Origin of the sequence: Pseudomonas frederiksbergensis, assembly GCF_017114915.1 — a bacterium.
GTDB lineage: Bacteria > Pseudomonadota > Gammaproteobacteria > Pseudomonadales > Pseudomonadaceae > Aquipseudomonas > Aquipseudomonas frederiksbergensis_I.
In genome coordinates this window covers 1-7,168 of the sequence record NZ_JAAUOE010000076.1, presented here as the reverse complement: position 1 = coordinate 7,168, position 7,168 = coordinate 1, and the positions used below count along the sequence as shown (strand labels likewise).

6 protein-coding genes are annotated in these 7,168 nt (G+C 61.1%); 3 read left to right on the top strand and 3 right to left on the bottom strand.

Annotated elements, in window-relative coordinates; genetic code table 11:
• Positions 1-36: 36 nt before the first annotated feature.
• Both HCU66_RS26370 and edd read right to left on the bottom strand, forming a co-directional pair.
• A complete protein-coding gene (locus tag HCU66_RS26370; RefSeq protein WP_205891309.1) occupies positions 37-987 on the bottom strand; it encodes a glucokinase in 951 nt (316 codons plus the stop codon).
• A complete protein-coding gene (gene edd, locus HCU66_RS26365) occupies positions 984-2,810 on the bottom strand; it encodes a phosphogluconate dehydratase (protein WP_205891308.1) in 1,827 nt (608 codons plus the stop codon). The genes HCU66_RS26370 and edd overlap by 4 nt, the downstream gene beginning before the upstream one ends.
• A 219-nt stretch (positions 2,811-3,029) precedes the next feature.
• Between edd and gap the strand changes: the two genes are divergently transcribed.
• On the top strand, positions 3,030-4,031 hold the full coding sequence (gap, locus tag HCU66_RS26360) for a type I glyceraldehyde-3-phosphate dehydrogenase (RefSeq protein WP_205891307.1): 1,002 nt from the start codon (positions 3,030-3,032) through the stop codon (positions 4,029-4,031).
• An 18-nt stretch (positions 4,032-4,049) separates the two neighbouring features.
• The gene (locus HCU66_RS26355; protein ID WP_205891306.1) at positions 4,050-4,514 is read left to right on the top strand and encodes a methylglyoxal synthase; all 465 of its coding nucleotides are present in this window, start codon (positions 4,050-4,052) and stop codon (positions 4,512-4,514) included.
• 129 nt (positions 4,515-4,643) lie between these two features.
• On the opposite strand, the gene HCU66_RS26350 is transcribed toward HCU66_RS26355, so the two are convergent.
• The gene (locus tag HCU66_RS26350; RefSeq protein ID WP_205891305.1) at positions 4,644-5,006 is read right to left on the bottom strand and encodes a DUF6124 family protein; all 363 of its coding nucleotides are present in this window, start codon (positions 5,004-5,006) and stop codon (positions 4,644-4,646) included.
• A 546-nt stretch (positions 5,007-5,552) separates the two neighbouring features.
• Between HCU66_RS26350 and HCU66_RS26345 the strand changes: the two genes are divergently transcribed.
• Complete coding sequence (locus HCU66_RS26345) at positions 5,553-6,881, top strand: CoA transferase (RefSeq protein ID WP_205891304.1); 1,329 nt, start codon at positions 5,553-5,555, stop codon at positions 6,879-6,881.
• Positions 6,882-7,168: the final 287 nt, after the last annotated feature.

The following is a 7,168-nucleotide window of genomic DNA, read 5'->3' as shown; positions in this document are numbered from 1 at the left end:
CATTCCCACGCAGAGCGTGGGAACGATCATACGGTTTCAAGCCTGGTCGAGCGCCACGCCTGCACCGACAAGGCCGGAATACGGCGCTGTCACCAGCCACACCGGAATGCCTTTGAAGTAATCGCTCATGCAGCCCTTGTCAGCGAAGCACCGGGCGAAACCGCTTTTAACAAAAAAGTCGGCAAACCGTGGAATCACCCCGCCAACGATGTACACACCACCCCGTGCACCGGTGGTCAGCACATTGTTGCCGGCCACGCGGCCGAGCCAGCAACTGAACTGCTCGAGCACTTCCATGGCAATCGGATCACCCGCCAGCCCGGCCTTTGTGATCGCCTCAGGCGTGTCGAGCACAGCTTCATGGCCGTCCACCGCGCAGATCGCCCGGTAGACCCGCGGCAAACCGCTGCCGCTCAATGCCGTTTCAGCGCTGACATGGCCGATCTCGTTGAAGATGTGCTGCCACAGTTGGGTTTCTCGCGGGCTGCTCAGCGGCAAATCGACGTGACCACCCTCCCCCGGCAACGGAGCAAAACGCCCCCCACCCAGATCGAGTAACGTCCCCACACCCAAGCCCGTGCCCGGGCCGATCACCACCGCCGGCCGCAACGGCTCCGGCGTGCCTTCGCAGACCACCCGGAACTCGCCCGGCTGCAAGCGGGTCATGCCCAGGGCCATGGCCGAGAAATCGTTGACCAGCAGCAGTTGATCCACCTGCAAGGTCTGGCAGAACCCCTTGCGACTGAGCCGCCAGTGATTGTTGGTGAACTTGAATTCATCACCGCTCACAGGGCCCGCCACCGACAGGCACACCGAACCGATCGCACCCGGCGCCAGGCCCAGCCCGCTCAGGTAAAGCGCGATCGCTTCCTCCGGGCTGGCGTGGTCTGCCGTCGCCAGCACCTGGACCGATTCCAGCTGCTGGTTTTTCCACAACGCGAAACGTGCGTTGGTCCCACCGATGTCACCGACCAAAGCCAGTTTCAATTAAGCGTCTCCAGGGCAGAAGTAAAGGCGCTGGCGCCTTGCTCTGCGGAGCTGAAGGCCATGCGCATGAAACCAAACAGTTCGCGACCGGTGCCGATGTTGTTGCCCAACAGGCCTTTGGCCGGCTCGCGCGCTGCGAATTCTTCGGCGTCCACCTTAAGCTCCAGGGTGCCTTTGACGCCATCGACGCGGATGATATCGCCCTCTTGCACCCGCGCCAAAGCGCCGCCCACATAAGCTTCGGGGCTGACGTGGATCGCCGCCGGGATTTTCCCCGAAGCGCCGGACATGCGCCCGTCGGTCACCAACGCGACTTTGAAGCCACGGTCCTGCAACACGCCGAGGAACGGCGTCATCTTGTGCAGTTCCGGCATGCCGTTGGAACGCGGCCCCTGGAAGCGCATCACCGCGACAAAATCCTTCTCCAGCAGACCGGCCTTGAACGCGTCGGCCAGGTCCTGCTGATCCTGGAACACCATGGCCGGTGCTTCGACGACCTGGTTTTCCAACGCGACTGCCGAGACCTTCATCACGCCACGGCCGAGGTTGCCTTCCATCACCCGCAAGCCGCCCTCTGCCGAGAATGCGCGAGCCACCGGGCGCAGGATGTTTTCGTCGAGGCTTTCGATCGGGCCTTCGCGCCAGACCAGCTCGCCATTTTCGAGGAACGGCTCCTGGGTGTAGCGGCTCAGGCCGTGGCCGAGCACGGTGTTGACGTTTTCGTGGAGCAGGCCGGCTTCCAGCAGTTCGCGGATCAGGAACGACATGCCGCCCGCTGCCTGGAAGTGGTTGATGTCGGCTTTACCGTTCGGGTACACGTGGCTCAGGGTCGGCACCACCTCGGAGAGGTCGGCCATGTCCTGCCAGGTCAACTGGATGCCTGCGGCCATGGCGATGGCCGGCATGTGCAAAGTGTGGTTGGTCGAACCGCCGGTGGCATGCAGGGCCACGATGGAGTTGACCAGCGAGCGCTCGTCGACGATTTCGCCGATTGGCAGGAAGTTGCCATTCTGCTTGGTCAGGCGGGTGACCTGATGCGCCGCTTCGCGGGTCAGTGCATCGCGCAACGGCGTGTTCGGGTTGACGAAAGAGGCGCCCGGCAAGTGCAGGCCCATGACTTCCATCAGCAACTGGTTGGTGTTGGCGGTGCCGTAGAACGTGCAGGTGCCAGGGCTGTGGTAGGACTTCATCTCCGATTCCAGCAGCTCTTCGCGGGTTGCCTTGCCTTCGGCGTAGCGCTGACGCACATCGGCTTTCTGCTTGTTGGAGATGCCCGACACCATCGGCCCGCCCGGCACGAAAATCATCGGCAGATGACCGAAACGCAAGGCGCCCATCATCAGGCCCGGCACGATCTTGTCGCAGATGCCGAGCATCAGCGCGCCGTCGAACATGTTGTGGGACAGCGCCACGGCGGTGGACAACGCGATCACTTCACGGCTCGGCAGGCTCAGTTCCATGCCCGGTTCGCCTTGGGTCACGCCATCGCACATCGCCGGGGTGCCACCGGCGAACTGGCCGACGGAGCCGATTTCGCGCAGGGCTTTTTTGATCTGTTCAGGAAAGACTTCGTACGGCTGGTGCGCCGAGAGCATGTCGTTATATGACGAAACAATGGCGATGTTGGCGGAGTTCATCATCCGCAGGCTGTGCTTGTCGTCGCTGCCACACCCGGCCACGCCATGGGCGAAGTTGGCGCATTGCAGCTTGCCACGCATCGGGCCGTCACTGGCGGCGCCACGGATCAATGCAAGGTAAGCCTCACGTGTGGCGCGGCTGCGGGCGATAAGCCGTTCGGTGACCTCAAGGACGCGGGGATGCATGTGTAGAACTCCAGGCTAACGGATGTGGCGACCTGATTGTCTATGCTGATCAAACGCCGTTGTGATCGGGATGACAGACGGCTTTCTTGATCATTCGGACCAGTTGATTCAGGTCACTCGTTGTAGATAAAACAAAATATTGCCACTAAAAAGGCTTGTTTTCTATTTTTTTGCGAATAATCTTGTAATTCCAACAACAAAACGACGGCGGCGCTATAAATGACTCTTCGAATCGCAATCAATGGTTTTGGCCGTATCGGCCGCAATGTCCTGCGCGCACTGTATACCCAAGGCTATCGTCAGGATCTGCAGATCGTTGCGATCAACGACCTGGGCGACAGCTCGATGAATGCTCACCTGCTCAAATACGACACCGTTCACGGCACATTCGATGCCGAAGTCCAGCACGATCAGGAAAGCTTGACCGTCAACGGCGACCGTATTTCGGTCAGCGCCATTCGCAACCCGGCCGAGCTGCCTTGGGCCGCGGAGAAGGTCGACGTCGTGTTCGAATGCACCGGCCTGTTCACCGACCGTGCCAAAGCCGCCGCGCATATTACGGCCGGCGCGCGCAAAGTGATTATCTCGGCCCCGGCCAAAGGCGCCGACGCCACTGTGGTTTATGGGGTTAACCACGACATTCTGCGCCAGTCGCACCAGATCATCTCCAACGCCTCGTGCACCACCAACTGCCTGGCCCCGGTGGCCCAGGTGCTGCACCGCGAGCTGGGCATCGAAAGCGGTCTGATGACCACCATCCACGCCTACACCAACGACCAGAACCTCACCGACGTCTACCACACCGACCCGTACCGCGCCCGTTCCGCCACCCAGAACATGATCCCGAGCAAGACCGGCGCCGCTGAAGCGGTAGGCCTGGTGCTGCCGGACCTGGCGGGCAAACTGACCGGCATGGCGGTGCGTGTTCCGGTGATCAACGTATCGCTGGTGGACCTGACCGTGCAGCTCAAGCGCGAAGCGTCGGCCGATGAAGTGAATGCGCTGCTCAAACAAGCCAGCCAGCACTCGAAGATTCTCGGCTACAACGCCCTGCCGCTGGTTTCCAGCGACTTCAACCACAACCCGCTGTCGTCGATCTTCGACGCCAACCACACCAAGTCCAGCGGCAAGCTGCTCAAAGTGCTGGCCTGGTACGACAACGAGTGGGGCTTCTCCAACCGCATGCTCGATAACTGCCTGGCGCTCTGCAACGCCGAGTAAACCGTGGAGCAGCAACCGATGATCGGTATCAGCTTTACGCAAAAGACCATGGCAGCGCGCAAGCGTATCGCCCTGGTCGCCCATGACCACTGCAAAGTGTTTTTGCTGGACTGGGCCGAGCGGCAGAAAGACAAGCTCGCGCAGCATGAACTGGTCGCCACCGGCACCACGGGGTTGTTGTTGCAACAACGCCTCGACCTGCCGGTGGAAAGCATGATCAGCGGTCCGCTGGGCGGCGACCAGCAACTCGGCGCGCAAATCGCCGAGCAGCGGGTCGACATGCTGGTGTTCTTCTGGGACCCGTTCGAACCGCAACCCCACGACCCGGACATCAAGGCATTACTACGGGTCGCGGCGGTGTGGAACATCCCCGTGGCCTGCAACGAATGCAGCGCCGACTACCTGCTCAGCAGCCCGTTGATGGATCAGGCTCACGAACACCGCATCCCGGATTACGCGACCTATCTGCTGGGGCGTGGGTAAAGCTGTAGCAGCAGACTCGCCCCCACAGGGGAATGCACATCCCTGTAGGAGCGGGCTTGCCTGCGAAGGCGTCATTTCAGGCAATACTGCTCTCGAACTTGGCCAACGATTCCCCCATAACGCAGGGAATTACTCAGTCGGCACCACCTTATCCAGCACCTGATTGACCGCCAGTTCAGCCAGCATCACCACCTGCGCGATACCCAGCAGGGTTTTGCGGTGGGTGCCTTCGAGCAAAGCCGCGAAGTCGTTGAGCATGACGGTGGCCGAGCCCAGGGTTTCGCTGGCGTTGACCAGCATCGGCTCGGTGGCGGCCGCCGGGTTGGCCAGGTACAGGTTGTTGGGTTGGTAGGGTGTGGCCATGACCGTGGCCGCCGGGTTGAGGTAATGGTCGAGGGCGCGCTCGGCGGCTTCGTTGAGTTTTCTGGAATCGGGGGATTCGTAGGGGGAGACCGGGTCGGTGACCGGCGGGTTAGGCGTAACCTTGAACATGGGAGTAACTCCAGTAAGGCCGCATCCATTTCACTGCTAAACGAAGGGGAGGCAGCTGTGCGCAAGTTAGCAGACCGGTAGTCACTCCCAAACCCGGCGCACCCGAAGGTGCCATGCGCACAGCCACCATCGAGCACAGGCGAATGCCTGACTGGATGAGACTTATGCAACCGGGAGCGAACAAAGCCGGGCTGCTAAACCCGATCACTGGGAATCAGTGATGCGAATCAAGTTACCGACCCGGCCCAAGGCGCACAAGCCGGCGGATTCTGGCGCAGGCGTAGGCAACGGCGCAAGGTTTCGTGGGCTTTAGGACGTAACACAGGGTGTCGTTAAACATTCATTCTGGATCGCGTGTATNGGCGCAAGGTTTCGTGGGCTTTAGGACGTAACACAGGGTGTCGTTAAACATTCATTCTGGATCGCGTGTATTGGCGCTCGGAAATCGATGAATACCCTGACAGATCGATCTTGCTCCCACAGGATTTCACCTGGCCGAGCCGTCTTTTTGAACTATGCTCGGGCTCTCGCTCCGGAGGGCCTTCGATGACTGATTTACTCACGTCCATTCAAGCCGCACTCGGCTTGCCTCACACCCCAATCCCGTTCACCTCGAGCGGCGCCCTGCCCTCGGCTTTTGCCGTGACCGATCTGGCCTGCGCCAGCATTGCCGCCGCCGGCCAGGCCGCCAGCGAACTGCTGCACCGGCAGACTGGTCGTTTGCCCAGCCTCGAAGTCGACCGCCGCCTGGCGTCGTTCTGGTTCGCCACCTCGATCCGCCCCGTGGGCTGGAGCGTCCCGCCATTGTGGGACCCGGTTGCCGGCGACTATGCAACCAAAGATGGCTGGATCCGCCTGCACACCAACGCGCCCCATCACCGCGCCGCTGCTGAATCAGTGCTCGGCGCCTGCACCGACCGCGCAGCGATGGCGAGCAAAGTGGCTCAGTGGGGCAAGAGCGATCTGGAACAGGCGGTGGTCGCGGCCGGTGGATGCGCCGCCGAAATGCGCAGCTGGAAGCAATGGCAAGCTCACCCCCAAGGTCAAGCCGTGAACGCCGAACCGTTGATCCAATTCAGCGCCGATGGCAGCCAGAACGCCAAACCGTGGCAAGGCTCGGTGGCGCAACCGCTGGCCGGAATCAAGGTACTGGACCTCACGCGGGTGCTCGCCGGCCCGATCGCCAGCCGCTTCCTCGCAGGCCTCGGCGCCAACGTGCTGCGCATCGACCCACCGACCTGGAACGAACCGGGCGTGGTGCCGGAAGTCACCTTGGGCAAACGCTGTGCGCGCCTGGATCTGCACGACAAAGCCGATCGCGCGGTGTTCGAAAGCCTGCTCAAGGACGCCGACATCCTGCTTCACGGCTACCGCGCCGACGCCTTGGAACGCCTGGGTTACGGCATCGCCCAACGCCAGGCACTGGCCCCCGGCCTGATCGATGTTTGTCTCAACGCTTACGGCTGGAGCGGCCCTTGGCAGAACCGCCGCGGCTTCGACAGCCTGGTGCAGATGAGCAGCGGGATTGCCGACGCGGGCATGCACTGGAAGAAGGCGGATAAACCGACACCGCTGCCGGTCCAGGCCCTTGATCACGCCACCGGGTATTTAATGGCGGCCAGTGCGATCAAGCTATTGGGGCACGGTGGTTCTGCGCGGTTGTCGCTGGCACGGACGGCGAAGCTGTTGATCGAACATGGCGCCGGAACCAACGAGCCATTGCGCGCAGAGGATGACCACGATCAAGGGATGTTGATTGAGCAAACGCCGTGGGGACCGGCCCATCGGTTGCAGGTGCCATTGAAGATCACCGGGACGCCACTGCAATGGGCGCTGCCGGCCGGGGAACTGGGTGCCCATCGCGCGCAGTGGTGACCATCAGATAGCTTTCGCGAGCAAGCCCGCTCCTGTAAACGCAGCGTTATCCTGTGGGAGCGGACTTGCTCGCGAAGAGGCCGGAACAGTCATCGCAAACATCGTCACGTCGTTGTTTTTAACTAAATAGATAAAACGAAATAACGTTTATTCATTAATCCTGATCAGTGCCTTTTATTTATAGCCGAATAATCTATAGATTCGACCAGTAAAGAGTTTTATACCGCGCACCTGATAAATCCGCAGAAACAAACTAACTTCGTAATGCTATTCACCTAAGCATTTTC